This window comes from Corallococcus sp. AB032C (assembly GCF_003668935.1).
In the GTDB taxonomy this organism is placed as follows: Bacteria; Myxococcota; Myxococcia; order Myxococcales; family Myxococcaceae; genus Corallococcus; species Corallococcus exiguus.
Map to the genome: position 1 here is coordinate 89,472 of NZ_RAWP01000005.1, position 17,864 is coordinate 107,335.

The window sequence follows — 17,864 nt, forward strand, 5'->3', positions numbered from 1 at the left end:
ACCTGCCACGCCACATCCCAAGATTTTGGGGCTTTCCTCGGAAGGCCTCGTTGCGGATGACACGGATGTCGTGGCCGCTGTAGCGCCGCCAGTTACAGGAGCGCGGCAGCCTGTGTCCCTCAGTGTCACAGCCACGCGCCCGGTGGCTTGCGCCAGGCGCGGCACGGGGCTAGGGAATCGCCCCTCGTATGTCGGCGCTCGCGGAACTGCTCGAAGCCATCCGGGAGGAGTCAGGCCCGGCCACGTGGTCCGCCGGACAGGCCCTGTCTCGCGCGGGGGTCGTGTCGGTGCAATCCGTGGACGAGGAAGAGGTCGTCCTGCGGGTCCGCATCCCCGGCCGCCCCACCCCGCTCACCACGACCCTCTACCCCGAGGATGAAATCTGGGAGTGCGACTGCCGGGGGAAGGTGGACCCCTGCGAGCACGTCATCGCCGCGGCCATCGTCCTGCGACAGGCGGAAGGAAGGAAGGCCACGGCGGCGGCATCCCCTGCCCGCCCGGGCCCTGCCGCCGCGGCGCCGCGTCCCGGCACCCCGCCGAAGACAGAACGGTTGGTGTACCGCTTCAAGCGCGCGGACGGAGGCCTCCAGTTGGAGCGGCTGGTGGTCCGGCCGGACAACACCGCGAGGCTGCTGGCCCGGAGCCTCGCGTCCCTGCTCCAGAACCCCGTGGAGGCCGCGCGCATCCACGTGGATCCATGCGACCTGCTCGCGGACAAGCTGCTCGCGCAGGCGACCCGGGGTGCGCTGCCGCAGAGCAAGCTGGATGCCCTGTTGCACGTGCTGGAGAAGGCGCGCACCGTCCTCTTCGACGGCGCGCTCGTGTCCGTCTCCAACGAGCCGCTCCTCCCGCGAGTCACCGTCGAGGACCGGGGCGAGCAGACCGTGCTCAAGGTGGAGAAGGATCCGCGCATCAACGAGCTGGTGAGCCCCGGCGTCGCGCTGTGCGCGGGCGCGCTCTGCCGGTTGGGGGAGTTGTCACTCACCGGAGCGCGGCTGGAGAACCTGCCCCAGGAGCGCGTCTTCGCCCCGGAGCAGCTGGCGGACCTGACGAGCAAGGTGCTGCCGGACTTCGCCAGGCGCATGCCGGTGGACGTGAAGAGCCGGCGGCTGCCGCCCATCGACCGGACGCTCAAGCCGCGCATCTCGCTGGAGTTGGACAAGCTCGACACGGGGCTCTCGGTGCTGCCCACGCTGGTGTACGGCTCACCGCCCACCGCGCGCATCGACAACGGGAAGCTGATGTACCTCCAGGGCGCCGCGCCGGTGCGCGACGAGCCCACGGAGACGAAGCTCATCCACCAGCTGAGGGACGAGCTGAACATGGCGCCGGGCCGGCGCGTGACGGTCCACGGCAAGGAAGCCGTGCAGCTCGCGGACAAGCTGCGCAAGTGGCGCGGAGGCCTCACCGGGAACGCCGCGGGCGTGGTCAGCCCGGACGTGAAGCTCAGGCCGATGCTCACGTTGGACACGGCCGCCACCGACGCGGGCGTGCCTCGAGTGGGCTTCTCGCTCGACTTCCACGTGGAGGGCCTGGGCCCCGGAGAGAAGCGCACCGTGGACGCGGGCGCGGTGATGCGGGCCTGGGAGGAAGGCCTGGGGCTGGTGCCGCTGGAGGGAGGAGGCTGGGCGCCCCTGCCCACGGGCTGGCTGAAGGCCCACGGCCAGCGAGTGACGGACCTGCTGTCCGCGCGCGAGAAGGACGGCCGGCTCGCGAACCACGCCATCCCCCAGCTCACCGGCCTGTGCGAGGCATTGGAGCACCCCGCCCCACCCGTCACGGAGCGGCTCGCGCCCCTGGTGCAAGGCTTTGAGAAGCTCCCCGAGCCCCAGCTTCCGAAGGACCTCACCGCGACGCTGCGTCCGTACCAGTTGCAGGGCGTGAGCTGGCTCACCTTCCTGAGGCAGGCGGGCCTGGGAGGCGTGCTGGCGGATGACATGGGTCTGGGCAAGACGCTGCAGACCATCTGCACGTTGGGCCGGGGAACCCTGGTGGTGGCGCCCACGAGCGTGCTGCCCAACTGGGAAGCGGAGGTGAAGCGCTTCCGACCGTCGCTGAAGGTGTCTGTCTATCACGGCGTGGGCCGCACCCTGGACGAGTCCGCGGACGTGACGCTCACCACGTATGCACTGTTGCGCCTGGACGCGGCCATCCTGGCGGCGAAGACCTGGGACACGGTGGTGCTGGACGAGGCGCAGGCCATCAAGAATCCAGACAGCCAGGTGGCGCGAGCGGCGTACGAACTGGACGCGGGCTTCCGCATCGCGCTCAGCGGCACGCCCATCGAGAACCGGCTCGAGGAGCTGTGGAGCCTGATGCACTTCACCAACCGGGGCCTGCTGGGCGGGCGCAAGACCTTCGAGGAGCGCTGGTCCCGGCCGGTGTCTGAGAATCAAAAGGGCGCCGCGGAGGCCCTGCGCGCGCGCATCCGCCCCTTCGTGCTGCGCAGGCTCAAGCGCGACGTGGCGCCTGAGTTGCCACCGCGCACGGAGGCCGTGCGGCACGTTACCCTCACCGAGCAGGAGCGCGCCGTCTACGACGCGGTCCACGCCGCGACGCGCGAAGAGGTGGTGTCGCAGCTCGAGGAGGGCGGCAGCGTGTTGAAGGCACTGGAGGCGCTGCTGCGGTTGAGGCAGGCGGCCTGTCATCCGGCGCTGGTTCCGGGGCAGCAGGCGAGGACGTCCTCGAAGGTGCAGGCGTTGGTGGAGGCGCTCGGCACGGCGGTGGCGGACGGGCACAAGGCGTTGGTCTTCTCGCAGTGGACGTCGATGTTGGACCTCATCGAGCCCGCGCTGAAGGAGGCGGACATCGGCTTCATCCGCCTGGACGGAAGCACGGCGAACCGGGGCGCGGTGGCGTCCTCCTTCCAGGATGAGAAGGGAGCGCCCGTGATGCTCATCTCGTTGAAGGCGGGAGCGACGGGGCTCAACCTGACGGCGGCGGACCACGTCTTCCTGGTGGATCCGTGGTGGAACCCGTCGGTGGAGGCGCAGGCGGCGGACCGGGCGCACCGCATCGGGCAGCAGCGGCCGGTGATGATCTACCGGATGGTGTCCCAGGGGACGGTGGAGGAGAAGATCCTCCTGCTGCAGGAGAAGAAGCGAGCCCTCTTCGAGGCCGCGCTCGGAGGCGCCACGGGAGGCGCCGCGCTCACGCGAGCGGACCTCATGCAGCTTTTGAACTGAGGGCATTCCGCGGCGGGGTGGAAGGCGGCAGTCCGCTCCCCCGCCGTGCCTGCGTGGGACCAGTGACGCTGAACGTCGAGCGAAGCATGCGCATCGTCTCGGAGGACAAGCATCCACCGAGAGGGAGTTACAGCATGCCAGCATCCATTCCCGACAAGATGAGGGCCGCGGCGCTCGACCGCTTCGGCGGCCCGGAGGTCCTGGGCATCAAGACCATCTCCGTTCCCACCTGTGGCGACGATGAAGTGCTCGTACGCGTCGCGGTGGCGGGAATCGGTGCCTGGGATTGGATGGAGCGCGAGGGTCAGATGGCCGAGATGATCCCAGGCGGCCCGAAATTCCCCTACGTGCCCGGAGCCGACGGCGCGGGAGAAGTCATCGCGGCGGGCAAGAACGTGAAGAATTTCAAGGTCGGCGACCAGGTCTACGGCTCCGCGTTCATGAGCAACAAGGGAGGCTTCTACGCGGAATACGTCGCCGTGAAGGAAAACCAGGCGGCGAAGGTGCCCAAGGGGTTGAAGGTGGAGCAAGCGGCGGTGCTCGCCGCGGACGGACTCACCGGGCTCCTGGGCCTGGAGGAGCACCTCCAGCTCAAGTCAGGGCAGAAGCTGCTCATCTTCGGTGCCAGCGGAGGCATTGGACACATCGCACTGCAGCTCGCGAAGAGGCTGGGCGCGAAGGTGCTGGCGGTCGCGTCCGGGCAGGATGGAGTGGAACTGGCACGGAGGCTGGGAGCGGACGCGGTCGCGGAGGGGCATCAGGAAGACCTGGAGAAGGTCTGCCGCGACTTCGCGCCAGACGGCTTCGACGCGGCGCTGGTGCTGGCCCGGGGAGACGCCGCCGAGCCCCTGCTCCGCAACATCCGCAAGGGAGGCCGCATCGCCTTCCCGAACGGCGTGGAGCCGGCGCCCAAGGGGCCGGAGGGCGTCGAAACCAAGGCCTACGACGGCATCCCCAACCCCCAGGTGATGAAGCGGCTCAATGAGTTGATTGAAGCGGGGCCGTTCCATCTGGAGATTGGCCGTCTCTACGCATTGGAGGAAGCCGCGAAGGCCCAGCAGGAGGTGCTCAAGCACCACCTGGGCAAGTACGCGATGCGCATCCAGTGACGCTCAATGCGGTCCAGAGTCGCCCGTGGCGATGTTGAGCATCCGCATTGCCACGGCGCGGCATTCCGAGCAGACGACCCCGGTGCGCTCCCAGTGCACCTGTGCCTCCAGTTCACCGGGGTCCGCGGAGCCTTCATCCAGGCGGCGGACCATCTCCGCGAGCGCCTCCGCGGGATTGCCTTCCAGGTCATCCGAAGGGTCGAGCAGGTCCTGCTCCCCTTCCAACACCAGACTGAAGCGGTAGTACACGGCGTGCGCGGCGATGACGCGTCCGCACGTCGCACAGGTCTTCGCTTGCGGTCCCGTCATGGCGGCAAGGATAGCCGCGAAGAACCCTGGCCGCCCGGGTGAAAGACAAACACCGCGGCAGGGTGTGAAGCCACTTCAAGTTGCAGCTTCCGGCCGTAAAGCGCCACACAGAGTGGAATCCACCAACAGCCATTGGAGGAAGGACACGATTTACCTAAGGTCCGGGCCTCGCGTGAGGAAGCCTGAGAATGAAGCCCTCTGTTGCTGCCGCTGGCCTCTGGACACTGCCGACCCTGCTCGAGGAACGCACGGAACAGGGCCCCACCACGCCCCTGTTTACCTTTGTCGGGGACGAGGACAGCGAGCAGGAGTTGATGGACAGGGCCACACTCCTGCGGCGGGCACGGGCCATCGGCGCGGACCTCCTGCAGCACGCAAGGCCTGGCGCGCGGGCGGTCCTCATCTACCCTCCAGGATTGGAGTACGTCGCCGGCTTCTTCGGCTGCCTCGGGGCGGGCATGGTCGCGGTGCCTGCCTATCCACCGGATCCGCTCCGGCTCGAGCGCACGCTGCCGCGACTGCAAGCCATCATTCAGGATGCCCAGGCCACGGTGGTGCTCACCACCTCCTTCATCGCCTCCATGGCGGAGGCCCTCTGCGAGTTGGCGCCGGAGCTGCGGGCGCTGCGCTGGGTCGCCACCGATACGCTATTGGAGGGAGCGGAGGCAGGCCTGCGGGGGCCGCCGCCGCGGGCGGACTCGCTGGCCTTCCTGCAGTACACCTCCGGCTCCACCGGGACGCCCAAGGGGGTGGAGCTCACCCACGCCAACCTCCTCCACAACCTCGGCCTGATCCACGGCGCGTTCCGCATGCGAGGAGACAGCGCGGGCGTCATCTGGCTGCCGCCCTACCATGACATGGGGCTCATCGGCGGCATCCTCGCCACGCTGTACGGAGGCTTCGCCACCACCCTCATGTCGCCGCTGACCTTCCTTCGGCGGCCGATGCGCTGGCTGGAGGTGCTCTCTCGCACCCACGGCACCATCAGCGGCGGGCCCAACTTCGCCTTCGACCTGTGCGTGCGAAAGACCACCGAGGCCGAGCGTGCCGCCCTCGACCTGAGCCACTGGGACGTGGCCTTCTGCGGCGCCGAGCCCATCCGCTCGGAGACCCTGGAGCGCTTCGCCAAGGCCTTCGCCCCAAGCGGCTTCCGCCGCGAGGCCTTCTACCCCTGCTATGGCCTGGCCGAGGGCACCCTCATCGTCTCTGGCGGTGAGGTGGGCTCGCTCCCCGTGCAGCAGTCCCTGGACACGCGCCGGCTGCGCGAGGGCCGTGCCGAGCCGGCCGGGCCCGGGCAGCCGCACAGCCAGACCCTGGTGGGCTGCGGGCACTCGCTCCAGGACCAGGAAGTGCGCGTGGTGCACCCGGAGACGCGCGTGCCATGCGCTTCCGGCGAAGTGGGCGAGGTGTGGGTGAAGGGCCCGAGCGTGGCCCTGGGCTATTGGGGCCGTCCCGAAGACACCGCGCGTGACTTCCAGGCGCGCACCTCCGACGGCGCCGGGCCCTTCCTGCGCACCGGGGACCTGGGCTTCCTCCAGGGCCAGGAGCTCTTCATCACCGGCCGCATCAAGGACCTCGTCATCGTCCGCGGCCGCAACCACCACCCCCAGGACATCGAGCGGACGGCGGAGCAGGCTCACGCCGCGCTGAGGCCGGGGTGTGGAGCGGCCTTCTCGGTGGAGGTGGAGTCAGAAGAGCGGCTCGTGCTGGTGTACGAGGTGGACACGCGCCGGCAGCCCGTGGCGGTAGAGGAGGTTGCGCGCGCCATCAGCCAGCAGGTGGCCACGGTGCATGAGCTGCGGCTGCATGCGCTCACCCTCATCGCCCCTGGCAGCCTGCCCAAGACTTCCAGCGGCAAGATCCAACGCCGGGCGTGCCGCGCGGCCTACCTCTCGGGCGAGCTGCAGGAGGTGGCCTCCTGGCGCGAGCAGCAGGCCGACGTGCCCGAGGTGCCGCCCGCCACCCGCACGCGCGACACCACCGGGTCCGAGGCGCTACCGGCGACGCCGGAGGCCCTGGAGGAGTGGCTGCGGCTCCGGCTGGCCCGCCGGCTGAATGTGGCTCCACCGGTGGTGGCGCGGGATGAGCCGCTCACCCGCTACGGCCTGGACTCGCTGGCGGCGGTGGAGCTGGCGTACGAGGTGGAGCAGGGCCTCGGCGTGGTGCTGCCCCTGCATGTCGTGCTGGGCGGATCCACGCTGGCCGAGCTGGCAGGGCGGCTCGCCGGCGCGCGCCGGGACTCGACCGGCCCCCTGCCTCGTGCCTCCCGCGAGCAATCCCTGCCCCTGTCCTTCGCCCAGCAGCGGCTGTGGTTCCTCGACGCGTTGGAGCCGGGCGGCGCGCTCTACAACATCCCCGCGGCGGTGCGGCTGCGCGGCGTGCTGGATACCTCCGCCCTGGAGCGCGGCTTCGCCGAGCTGATCCGCCGCCACGAGTCGCTTCGCACCACCCTCCACTCCGAGCACGGACTCGCCTCCCAGTTCATCCACTCCGAAGCCCACGTGGCGCTGGCCCGGGTGGACCTGGGCGCGCTGGCCCCTCAAGAGCGTGAGGCCGAGGTGCTGCGCCGGGCCTACGACGAGGCCCTGCGCCCCTTCGAGCTGACGCGCGGCCCGCTGCTGCGCACCACCCTGCTGCGCCTGTCTGACACAGAGCACGTGCTGGTGCTGTGCATGCACCACATCGTCTCCGACGGCGGGTCCATGGGAGTGCTGGTGCGCGAGGTGGCCTCCCTCTATGCGGCCTTCCGCCAGGGCCTGCCCTCGCCCCTGCCCCCGTTGCCCGTCCAGTACGCCGACCATGCCCTCTGGCAGCGCCAGTGGCTGCGGGGTGAGGAGCTCGAGCGCCAGCTGTCCTGGTGGAAGCAGCAACTGGCCGGCGCTCCCGCGCATCTGGACCTGCCCACCGACAAGCCGCGGCCGTCCGTGCGGGACCACCACGGCGCCAGCGTCCCGGTGCGAGTGCCCGCCGCGACGTGGGAGATGCTCAAGGCCCTGGCCTGGCAGGAGGGCGTCACCCCATTCATGCTCCTGCTGTCCGCCTTCCAGGTGCTGCTGCACCGCCACTCAGGGGAGGAGGACCTCAGCGTCGGCGCTCCCATCGCGGGCCGCTCCCGCCCCGAGACGCAGGGCCTCATCGGCTTCTTCGTCAACACGCTCGTGCTGCGCACGCGACTGGAGGGCAACCCCTCCTTCCGCGAGCTGCTGCAGCGGGTGCGAGAGACAACACTGGGCGCGTTTGCCCACCAGGATGTGCCCTTCGAGAAGCTGGTGGAGCAGCTTCGGCCCGAGCGCGACCTGGGCCGCGGCCCCCTCTTCCAGGTCATGCTCGTGCTCCAGCCGGATCCCCTGCCGGCGCTCTCCCTCCCCGGGCTGACGCTGGACCCCGTGGAGCTGGAGAGTCGCACCGCGCCATTCGACCTCAAGCTCTCCCTCGCCGAATCCGCGCAGGGACTGGCGGGCTCACTGGAGTACGCCACCGACCTCTTCGAGCCCGCCACCGTGGTGCGCCTCTTAGGCCACCTGCGGCAGTTGCTGGAGGGGGTCCTCGCCCGGCCCGAGCAGCGCATCGCCGAGCTGCCCCTGCTCACCGAGGCCGAGCGCCACCAGGTGCTGGTGGCGTGGAACGACACCCGCGCGCCCCTGCCGACCGACACCTGCATCCACCACCTCTTCGAGGCCCAGGTGGCTCGCACGCCGGAAGCACCGGCCCTGGGCTTCGAGGGCGCCTGGCTCTCCTACCGCGAGTTGGAGGAGCGCTCCAATCAGCTGGCCTGGCACCTGCGGTCGCTCGGCGTCGGCCCGGAGGTGCGCGTCGGTCTGTGCGCGGAGCGCTCCCTCGAGTTGGTGGTGGGCCTCCTCGCCATCCTCAAGGCCGGCGGCGCCTACGTCCCCCTCGACCCCTCCTATCCCCGCCAGCGTCTGGAATGGATGCTGGAGGATGCGCGTCCCGCGGTGCTTCTGGCCCAGCCCGCCCTGATGGCTCACCTGCCAGAGGCGCCGGGGTCCTCAGTGGTGTCCCTGGCTCTCGGGGACGCGTCGCTGCGCGCCCTGCCCACGCACCCGCCCGCCGCCCTGGCCACTCCCGACAACCTCGCCTACGTCATCTTCACCTCGGGCTCCACCGGCCGCCCCAAGGGCGCCATGAATGCCCACCGCGCCGTCTGCAACCGCCTGCTCTGGTTGCAGCAAGTCGATGGGCTGGGCCCCGACGACGTCGTGCTGCAGAAGACGCCCTATGGCTTCGACATCTCCGTCTGGGAGTTCTTCTGGCCTCTCATCGTGGGCGCGCGCCTCGTGGTGGCCCGCCCCGGTGGCCACCAGGAGCCCGACTACCTGCTGCGCCTCATCCGCGAGCAGCACATCACCACCACGCACTTCGTGCCCTCCATGCTCCATCCCTTCCTGGAGCAGCCCGGCCTGGAGCGCTGCTCCAGCCTGCGCCGGGTGGTGAGCAGCGGTGAGGCACTCTCCCCCGAGCTCGCCGGGCGTTGCCTGCGGCGGCTGCCCTCCGCCCAGCTGTACAACCTCTACGGCCCCACCGAGACCGCCATCGAGGTCACCTCCTTCCACTGCCGGCCCCAGCACGGCCACCGCTCCATCCCCATCGGCCGCCCCATCTCCAATGCCCTCATGCGCATCCTTGATGCGCACCTGCGGCCAGTGCCCACGGGCGTGCCCGGAGAGCTCTTCATCGGCGGCATCCCGGTGGGCCGCGGCTACATCTCCCGCCCGGTGCTCACCGCCGAGCGCTTCGTGCCGGACCCGTTCTCCTCCGAGCCGGGTGCCCGCCTCTACCGCACCGGAGACAAGGCGCGCTGGCTGGCCGATGGCGACATCGAGTACCTGGGCCGGCTCGACTTCCAGGTGAAGGTGCGCGGGCAGCGCATCGAGCTGGGGGAAATCGAAGCGGCCCTGGAGCAGCACCCCCAGGTGCGCCAGGCCGTGGTGGTGGTGCAGGAGGGCGCCTCGGGCGACAAGCGTCTGGTGGCCTACGGGGTGCCGCCCTCGGGTGGGCAGCCGCCCTCTGCTCCCGAGGTGCGTGACTTCCTCAAGAGCAGGCTGCCCGAGTCCATGCTCCCCTCGGCCTTCGTGCCCCTGGAGGCCCTCCCGCTGACGGCCAGCGGCAAGGTGAACAGGAAGGCGCTGCCTCCTCCGGACCTGTCCCGCACCGAGCCGCGCTCCGCCTACGTCGCGCCCCGCGGCGACGTGGAGCAGCGCCTGTGTGACAGCTGGGCCCAGGTGCTCGGTCTGAAGCAGGTGGGCATCCACGACAACTTCTTCGAGCTGGGTGGCGACTCCATCATCAGCCTTCAGGTCGTCGCGCGTGCGCGCCAGGCCGGCCTCGCGTTCTCCACCCGCCAGCTCTTCCAGCATCAGACGGTGGCGCAGCTCGCCCGGGTGGTGGAGTCCGCATCCCAGGCGCTCGGCGAGCAGGGCCCCGTCACCGGCCCGGTGCCACTCACCCCCGTCCAGCTCCAGTTGCTGGCGCACGACGCGGTCCATGTCCACCACTTCAACCAGGCCGTGCTCCTGGCCTCGCGTGAGCCGCTGGAGTCCGCGCGCCTGGAGAAGGCACTCGCGCGTGTGGTGGCCCACCACGACGCCTTGCGCCTGCGCTTGCGCCGGCACGAGGGCGAGTGGCTGCAGGACAACGCCAGCCCCGACGAGGCGTCCGTCCACCTGCTCCAGGTGGACCTCTCCTCCATGCCCGCCTCCGAGCAGCCCGCCGCGCTCGAGGCCGAGGCCTCGCGCCTGCAGGCCAGCTTCGTCCTGGCGCAGCCGCCCCTGCTGCGCGCCGCCCTCTTCCTGCTCGGCAACGGCCAGCAGCGCCTGCTTCTCGTCGCGAATCACCTGGTGGTGGATGCTGTCTCCTGGCGCGTGATTCTGGAGGATCTCGAGTCCGACTATCTCCAGGCGGTGCTCCCCCCCAAGAGCACCTCGTTCCAGTCCTGGGCTCGCCGCCTGCGGGCCCATGCCGACTCCCAGGCTCTGCTGGCCGAGGCGCCGCTCTGGTTGGACGCGGCCCGCGCACAGGTGGCCCCGCTCCCCACCGACGCCTCCGGCCCCAACACCCACGCCTCCGAGCGCTCCGTCTCCATCCGCCTGAATGCGGAGGAGACGAAGCTGTTGCTCCAGGAGGTGCCCACCGCCTGGCGTGCCCACATCAACGACGTGCTGCTCTCCGCCCTGGCCCGCGCCCTGGGCGAATGGACCGGCCAGTCCCACGTCCTCGTCCACCTGGAGGGCCATGGCCGCGAGGAGCTCTTCGACGACGTGGACCTCTCACGCACCGTGGGCTGGTTCACCTCCTTCATCCCAGTGCTGCTGCCCGTCCGCGCGAGCGACTCGGTCGGGGAGGGCCTGCGCGGCGTGCGCGACGGACTGCGCCGCCTGCCCCACCATGGCCTGGGCTTCGGTCTGCTGAAGTGGCTCGGGCCGGCGGACATCGCCCGGCGGCTCCGGGCACTCCCCGCGCCGCAGGTCGCATTCAACTACCTCGGCCAGTTCGACGGCACGGTCGCCGCCAGCCGTCTCTTCTCCATGAGCCCCGAGCCCTCGGGTCCTTCCGCCGCGCCTTCGGGCCCGCGCCTGCATGCACTGGAGATCAACGGCTCCGTGCTCGACGGGCAGCTCCAGTTCTCCTTCGGCTACAGCGCCCACCTGCACCACGCGGCCACCATCGAGTCGCTGGCGCGGCGCTTCGTCCACCACCTGCGCGACCTCATCTCCCTGCGCGCCTCCGAGGACGCCCGTCGATTCTCCCCGGGCGACTTCCCCCTCGCGGGCCTCTCCCCACAGTCGCTCGAGCCGCTGCTGAGGCGGACCGGGCCCGACATCGAGGACCTCTACCCGCTCTCCGCCACCCAGCAGGGCATGCTCTTCCACGCCCAGCTCGCGCCCAGCGGAGGCCACTACTTCGAGCAGCTCACCTGGGCCATCCGCCCGCTGGATGTCCCGGCGCTGAAGCAGGCCTGGGATGCCGTGGTGGCGAGTGAGGCGGTGTTCCGCACCCGCTTCGTGTGGGAGGGGCTGGAGCAGCCGCTGCAGGTGGTGTCCCCGAAGGGGGAGCTGCCCTGGCGGGAGCTGGACTGGCGGAACGTGCCGGCCGCGGAGCAGCCGGCCCGGTTGGAGTCCTTCCTCCGCGAGGACCAGGAGCGTGGCTTCGACCTGGGACGGGCTCCGCTCGCGCGGCTGACCATCATCCGGATGGCGGAGGAGGACTGGCACTGCGTCTGGAGCTTCCACCACCTGCTGCTGGACGGCTGGAGCGTGGGCGTCCTGCTGCGGCGGCTCCTGGGTTCCTACGAGGCCGCGGCGCGAGGACAGGTGCTCCGGCTGGAACCCGCGCCGGCCTTCCGCGACTACATCGCCTGGCTGGGGCAGAAGGACACGGCGAGCTCCGAGCAGTGGTGGCGCAAGGCGCTGGCGGGCTTCACCGCGCCGACGCCGCTGCCCGGGGCGAAGCCGGTCCCAGCGGGCGCGGCGGTGGCGGAGGGTGGAGAGCGGGTGTTGAAGCTGCCCGCGAGCGCCACGGCGTCGCTGCAGTCCTTCGCGCGGCGGCACGAACTGACGGTGAGCACGCTGGCGCAGGCCGCGTGGGCGCTGGTGCTCTCCCGCTACAGCGGCGAGGAGGACGTGCTCTTCGGCGTCACCGTCTCCGGCCGTCCGCCGGAGCTGCCCGGTGTCGAGGAGATGGTGGGTCTGTTCATCCACTCGCTGCCCGCGCGCGTCCAGGTGGAGTCGGGGACGGAGGTGGTGCCCTGGCTCCAGAAGTTCCAGGCGCAGCAGGCGGAGCTGCGGCAGCACGAGCACTGCCCGCTGGTGCAGCTGCAGTCGTGGAGCGACGTGCCGCGCGGGACGCCGCTCTTCGAGTCCCTCTTCGTCTTCGAGAACTACCCGCTGGACGCGGCCCTGACGGAGCGCGCGTCCGGGGTGGCCATCACGGACGTGCGCATGCGGGAGCGCCCCCACTATCCGCTCGTGCTCGCGGTGGTCCCGGGCACGGAGCTCCGCCTCCAGCTGGCCTTCGACACCGCCCGTCATGACGAGGCGACGGCCGCGCGGCTGCTGGAGCACGTGCGTCTGGCGCTCGAGGGGCTTGCCTCAAGTGAGGCGCGCCGGCCGAGGGACATCTCCTTCCTCCAGGAGCAGGAGCGCCAGCAGGTGCTGGTGGCGTGGAACGACACGCGCGCGCCGTACCCGCGGGACACGCCGCTCCACGTCCTCTTCTCCCGTCAGGCCGAGCTCACTCCCGACGCAACCGCCCTCGTCCTCGGCGACGAGCACCTGACGTACCGCCAGCTCGACTCCCTCTCCAACCAGCTCGCACGCCACCTGCGCTCCCTCGGCGTCCGCCACGGCTCTCCCGTCGCCCTCTGCCTGGAGCGCTCCTTCGAGCTCATCGTCTCCCTCCTCGCCATCCTCAAGGCCGGCGGTGCCTACGTCCCATTCGACGCCTCCGAACCCCGCGAGCGTCTGGCATTGATGCTCCAGGACGTCGGCGCCCACCTGCTGCTCACCCAGCCTCGCTTCGCCGACTCACTCTCGCCTCTCTTCTCCTCCTGCTTCGTCCTCGGCCCCGACTGGCGCGCGCGCCTCGCCTCCTCGCCGGACTCCTCCCTCGACGTGCCCGGCCTCGGCGGCGACAGCCTCGCCTACGTGATGTTCACCTCCGGCACCACCGGCCGCCCCAAGGGCGTCTGCATTCCCCACCGCGCCGTCGCGCGGCTGGTGCTGGGCACCTCCTTCATGCGCTTCGGGCCCCAGGAGGTCTTCCTCCAGCTCGCACCCGTCGCCTTCGACGCCTCCACCCTGGAGCTCTGGGGCTCGCTGCTGCACGGCGCTCGCCTCGTGCTGCCTCCTCCCCACGCCCTGTCACTGGAGGAGGTCGCGGGACTGTTGCGGCGTCACGGCGTCTCCGCGCTCTTCCTCACGACGGCCCTCTTCGCGCAGATGGTGCAGCACCACGGCGAAGCACTGGGGGGCGTGCCGCAGGTGCTGGCGGGTGGCGAAGCCATGCCCATGGCCCGTGCTCGCGAGCACCTGCTGCGCATGCGCCCGGGCACGCGCTTCCTCCACGTCTACGGCCCCACGGAGAACACGACGTTCTCCACGTCCCAGCCCCTGGCGCCCGCGACAGCTGTCGGCGCTTCGCTTCCCATTGGCGGCCCCATCTCCAACTCCACTGCCTACGTGCTGGACCCGGCCCTGCACCCGGTGCCCGTGGGCATGCCCGGCGAGCTGTATGTTGGCGGAGAGGGCCTGGCCTGGGGCTACCTCCACCGCGCGGACCTCACCGCTGAGCGCTTCATCCCCAACCCCTTCAGCACGGAGCCCAGCGCGCGCCTCTACCGCACGGGTGACAAGGTGCGCTGGCTGGCGGACGGGACCCTGGACTTCCTGGGCCGCACCGACTTCCAGGTGAAGCTGCGAGGCTTCCGCATCGAGCCGGGCGAAGTCGAGGCCGCGCTCCGCCAACTGCCCGGGGTGCGTGACGCCATCGTCCGGGTCCACGAGGACGTGCCCGGAGACAAGCGCCTCGTCGCCTATGTCGTGCCGGGCACTCCGCTCACCGCGGCCGGGCTCCGCGCCGCCCTGCCCGAGCACCTGCCCGAGTACATGGTGCCCACGGCCTTCGTGCTGCTCGAGTCCCTGCCCCTCAACGCCAACGGCAAGGTGGACCGCAAGGCCCTGCCCGCGCCCGACGCGTCCGCCGTGGCCCGCGCCCCCTCACGCCCGCCATCCACGGACACCGAGCGCCAGCTCGCCGCGCTCTGGGCCGACGTCCTCAAGCTCGACACCGTCGGCGCTGAGGACGACTTCTTCGCCCTGGGTGGACACTCGCTGCTCGCGACCCAGGTCATCTCCCGGGTCCGCGCGACGTTCGGCATGGAGCTGCCGCTGAGCGAGCTCTTCGCCGCACCGACCGTCGCGGCGCTCGCCGAGCGGGTGGAGGCCCTGCGTCAACGCGGAGCACCTTCCGCGCCGCCACTGGTGCCGGTGCCGCGCACCTGGCCGCTGCCGTTGTCCTTCGCCCAGCAGCGCCTGTGGTTCCTCGATCAGCTCCAGCCCGGGAGCGCTTTCTACAACGTGCCCGGCGTGGTGTGGCTGGAAGGCGAGCTGGACCTCCGTGCCTTCGAGCAGGGTCTCACCGCGCTGGTGGATCGCCACGAGGTGTTGCGCACCACCTTCCCGCGCCACGGCGATGTGCCCGTCCAGGTCATCCATCCCACGGTGCCGCCGCCCCTGCCCCTCATCGACCTGACGCACCTCGCGCCCGAGGAGCGCGAGCGCGAGGCCCGGCGGCTGGCCCTCGAGGAGGCCCAGCGCCCGTTCGATCTGACGAACGGGCCCGTGGTGCGGGTCCGCCTGCTGCGACTGGAGCGCACGCGGCATGCCCTGCTGGTCACGCTGCATCACATCGTCTCGGACGGCTGGTCCGTGGGCGTGATGGTGCGAGAGCTGGCGGCGCTCTACCGGGCCTTCATCTCCGGCCAGCCGGCCTGGCTTCCCCCACTGCCCGTGCAGTACGCGGACTTCGCCGCCTGGCAACTCCAGTGGCTCCAGGGCGAGGTCCTCCAGTCCCAGCTCGACTTCTGGCGCCAGCAGCTCGCCGACATGCCCGCCGCGCTGGAGTTGCCCACCGACAGGCCCCGCCCGGCCATCCAGTCCTTTCGAGGCGCCTCGCTCCCCGTCAGCCTGCCGCGGCCCCTCTCCGACTCCGTGCAGGCCCTGGCCCAACAGGAGGGCGCCACGCCCTTCATGGTGCTGCTGGCTTCCTTCCAGCTCCTGCTCTCCCGCTACTCCGGGCAGGATGACATCGTCGTTGGCTCCCCCATCGCCAACCGCAACCGCGCGGAGACGGAGGGCCTCATCGGCTTCTTCGTCAACTCGCTCGTCCTGCGTGCCCGCATCGACGCTCGCGCGTCCTTCCGCGCATTGCTGCGTCAGGTGAAGCAGTCCACCCTGGCCGCCTACGAGCACCAGGACGTCCCCTTCGAGAAGCTCGTCGAACAGCTCCAGCCAGGGCGTGACCAGAGCCGCTCGCCGCTGTTCCAGGTCATCTTCGCGCTGCAGAACACGCCCATGGGCGCGATGGAGCTGTCAGGCCTGCGGCTGCGCCTCCAGGAGCTCGAAGCCTCGACCGCGAAGTTCGACCTCGACTACAGCCTGACGGAGACGGCCGAGGGGCTCACCGGCACCATCGGCTACAGCACCGACCTCTTCGACGCGGCCACCATCTCCCGGATGATGGAGCACCACCGCGTGCTCCTCGAGTCGCTGTGCGCCGAGCCCGACGCGCCCCTCGACACCCTCTCACACCTGACGCGCGCGGAGCGCCAGCAGGTGCTGGTGGCGTGGAACGACACGCGCGCGCCGTACCCACGGGACACGCCGCTGCACGTCCTCTTCTCCCGTCAGGCCGAACGCACTCCCGACGCAACCGCTCTCGTCCTCGGCGACGAGCACCTGACGTACCGCCAGCTCGACTCCCTCTCCAACCAGCTCGCATGCCACCTGCGCTCCCTCGGCGTCCGCCACGGCTCTCCCGTCGCCCTCTGCCTGGAGCGCTCCTTCGAGCTCATCGTCTCCCTCCTCGCCATCCTCAAGGCCGGCGGTGCCTACGTCCCCCTCGACGCCTCCGACCCCCATGAGCGTCTGGCATTGATGCTCCAGGACGTCGGCGCCCACCTGCTGCTCACCCAGCCTCGCTTCGCCGACTCGCTCTCGCCCCTCTTCCCCTCCTGCTTCGTCCTCGGCCCGGACTGGCGCGCGCGGCTCGCCTCCTGGCCGGACTCCTCCCTCGACGTGCCCGGCCTGGACGGCGACAGCCTCGCCTACGTGATGTTCACCTCCGGCACCACCGGCCGCCCCAAGGCCGTTGCCATCGAGCACCGCTCCGTCCTGCGCCTCTTCCACGGCATCCACTACGCCCACCTCGGTCCCGAGGAGACCTTCCTCCTCATCGCCCCCATCTCCTTCGACGCCTCCACTCTCGAGGTCTGGGGTCCGCTGCTCTTCGGCGGCACGCTCGTCGTCTTCCCGCCCGAGTCCCCGGGCGACCTGAAGCTGCTCGCCCACGTGCTGCGCCACCACGGCATCACCACCCTGCACCTCACCGCGGGCCTCTTCGCGCAGATGGTGGACCTGGAGTTCGACAGCCTGCGGGGCCTGCGGCAGCTGCTCACCGGCGGCGACGTCGTCTCCGCCCCTCACGTCCGCCGCGCCATCGAGGAGCTGGGCATTCCCGTCACCGCCTGCTACGGCCCGACGGAGAGCACGCTCTTCACCTCCTGCCACCGCATGACGCTGCCGGAGCAGGTGGGCACCTCGGTGCCCATCGGGCACCCCATCGCCAACACCCGGGTGTACCTGCTCGACGCGCGGCTGCAGCCGGTGCCCGTGGGCGTGCCCGGTGAGCTCTTCATCGGTGGCGACGGCCTGGCGCGCGGCTACCTCTCCCGCCCGGAGCTGACCGCGGAGCGCTTCATCCCCGACGCCCTCTCCTCGCGGCCCGGAGAGCGCCTCTACCGCACGGGAGACCTGGCGCGCTGGCGGCCGGACGGGGTCCTTGATTTCCTCGGCCGCCTCGACAACCAGGTCAAGGTGCGCGGCTTCCGCATCGAGCTGGCCGAGGTGGAGGCCTCGCTGCGCGCCCACCCGGCCCTCCGCGAGGCCGTGGCCGTGGTGCGCGAGGACGTTCCGGGCGACAAGCGGCTGGTGGCCTACGGCGTGCCCGCCCCGGACCAGCCGGCCCCGGAGGCGGATGCGCTGCGCGCCTTCCTCGCGCAGAGGCTGCCCGGCTTCATGGTGCCCTCGGCCTTCGTGGCGCTGGAGTCCCTGCCGCTCACCCCGAACGGCAAGGTGGACCGGAAGGCCCTGCCGGTGCCGCAGGCCCTTCGCAGCGAGGAAGGCTTTGTCGCCCCCCGGACGCCCCTGGAGCAGGAGCTCGCAGCGATCTGGGCGGAGGTCCTCGGCCTGGACAAGGTCGGCATCCACGACAACTTCTTCAGCCTTGGCGGCCACTCGCTTCTGGCGACCCAGGCCATCTCCAGGCTGCGCGCGCGCTTCGGGGAGGAACTGCCCCTGCAGGCGCTGTTCGAGGACCCGACCGTGGCGAAGATGGGCCAGCGGATCGAACAGCGGGCAGCCCCCAAGCCCCAAACCGATGAGCCGGCGCGGACGGAACAGGAGTGGGTCGAGGAGCTTCTCTAGGCCCCCATTCGACACCGCGCGCCCATCAACTCCCTACGAAGGAA

At 70.8% G+C, this 17,864-nt stretch carries 4 protein-coding genes; 3 read left to right on the forward strand and 1 reads right to left on the reverse strand.

Annotation, left to right across the window (positions count from 1 at the left end; translation table 11 throughout):
- Positions 1-188 precede the first annotated feature (188 nt).
- Both D7X99_RS03230 and D7X99_RS03235 read left to right on the forward strand, forming a co-directional pair.
- Positions 189-3,185 (forward strand): DEAD/DEAH box helicase, encoded by a 2,997-nt coding sequence (locus D7X99_RS03230; protein ID WP_121776434.1) that lies wholly within the window; start codon positions 189-191, stop codon positions 3,183-3,185.
- 134 nt (positions 3,186-3,319) lie between these two features.
- Complete coding sequence (locus D7X99_RS03235) at positions 3,320-4,294, forward strand: NADP-dependent oxidoreductase (protein WP_121776435.1); 975 nt, start codon at positions 3,320-3,322, stop codon at positions 4,292-4,294.
- A 3-nt stretch (positions 4,295-4,297) separates the two neighbouring features.
- Here D7X99_RS03235 and D7X99_RS03240 read toward each other — a convergent pair whose 3' ends face one another.
- Complete coding sequence (locus D7X99_RS03240; protein ID WP_121776436.1) at positions 4,298-4,603, reverse strand: hypothetical protein; 306 nt, start codon at positions 4,601-4,603, stop codon at positions 4,298-4,300.
- A 188-nt stretch (positions 4,604-4,791) separates the two neighbouring features.
- Here D7X99_RS03240 and D7X99_RS03245 point away from each other — a divergent pair, with 188 nt between their 5' ends.
- The gene (locus D7X99_RS03245; RefSeq protein WP_121776437.1) at positions 4,792-17,820 is read left to right on the forward strand and encodes a non-ribosomal peptide synthase/polyketide synthase; all 13,029 of its coding nucleotides are present in this window, start codon (positions 4,792-4,794) and stop codon (positions 17,818-17,820) included.
- Positions 17,821-17,864: the final 44 nt, after the last annotated feature.

Excerpts from the sequence above, each read along its gene's own strand:
- D7X99_RS03230 (WP_121776434.1), top strand. The coding sequence starts at position 189 with ATGTCGGCGCTCGCGGAACTGCTCGAAGCCATCCGGGAGGAGTCAGGC.
- D7X99_RS03235 (WP_121776435.1), top strand. The coding sequence starts at position 3,320 with ATGCCAGCATCCATTCCCGACAAGATGAGGGCCGCGGCGCTCGACCGC.
- D7X99_RS03240 (WP_121776436.1), bottom strand. The coding sequence starts at position 4,603 with ATGACGGGACCGCAAGCGAAGACCTGTGCGACGTGCGGACGCGTCATC.
- D7X99_RS03245 (WP_121776437.1), top strand. The coding sequence starts at position 4,792 with ATGAAGCCCTCTGTTGCTGCCGCTGGCCTCTGGACACTGCCGACCCTG.